The sequence below is a fragment of the Candidatus Acidianus copahuensis genome, from assembly GCF_000632495.1.
Classification (GTDB): domain Archaea; phylum Thermoproteota; class Thermoprotei_A; order Sulfolobales; family Sulfolobaceae; genus Acidianus; species Acidianus copahuensis.
Genome location: NZ_JFZT01000046.1, coordinates 1 through 1,062 on the forward strand (window position 1 = coordinate 1; position 1,062 = coordinate 1,062).

The window sequence follows — 1,062 nt, forward strand, 5'->3', positions numbered from 1 at the left end:
TAAAAAGTGGGCCCGTAGCTCAGCTAGGTAGAGCGCCCGGCTCATAAGATAATCTGAGAAACCGGGTGGTCCAGGGTTCAAATCCCTGCGGGCCCAAGCGTAGGATAAAGGGCCCGTCGTCTAGCCTGGTTAGGACGCTGCCCTGACACGGCAGTAATCCAGGGTTCAAATCCCTGCGGGCCCATGTCTTTTTAAGATGATATGTTGATACTATGAGATTTAAAACTAAATCATCTATGTTTTAGAAGAATCCCCATCTCTATAAACCTCGCAAACACAACTTATACACTTTAAAATACACATCTCAGGTTGTGATCCTTTGAGACAATAACCGCGTTTACTATAAGTACATAAAGTGTTATCATCATTAATGAGAGAGAAGAGATACCTTTGCTCAACCTTATAGTCTAGATTTCTCTTGATTTCATCAATTGAATTCTCGTAGTAGAATGTCTATTGTATTAACGTCTACGCTGAAAGCCTTGCTTGTCTCCCTTAACTCGAAGAACTAGTAGCCCTCGGTAATGAAGTTCACTTATATTCTACCATTCCTTGCTAGCTTGTTAGTAACACGCTTTTAACTTATCTTGAGAAAAACCTCTACCCACCCTAACGTTGAAATTCCTCGGTAAAAGAGGTAAAAGATTTTGAACTTCTTGCTTTATCTTATAATTTCTTCGACCGCTCTGCAGATATACAAGGACAATATTTATCTTCCGTCTTACGCTTCAGAAAACCAAAACTTTTGTTCCTCCCAAAACCCCTTAACACTTCGTAATAGCGGCCAACAGTGTTTTGGACAGTCTGGGGTGTAGTTGTTTGTGTTCCTTATCCTGTTTTTCAGATACAGGAATAGTTTTCTTAATGTATTGTTTATCCCTTTTCATCCCTTTCATAGAAGTAGATTAATGTATACCGTTGTGTTGTACAACTCATACGCTTAACTGGACTTTTTAACTTACTGTTTGAGAATAAGTATAAGATCTAAAAGAGAGGCTACAGTCACCATCTGACTACTATCTAAATACTTTATATTTTTCTAGAACGAGACAATCTTCCCTC

Annotated in this window: 2 tRNA genes; both read left to right on the forward strand. The window is 39.1% G+C overall.

Annotation, left to right across the window (positions count from 1 at the left end):
- Positions 1-8: 8 nt before the first annotated feature.
- Positions 9-96, forward strand: a tRNA-Ile gene (locus CM19_RS08135).
- 13 nt (positions 97-109) lie between these two features.
- Positions 110-184: transfer RNA gene (locus tag CM19_RS08140), tRNA-Val, on the forward strand.
- The last annotated feature ends 878 nt before the right edge of the window (positions 185-1,062 follow it).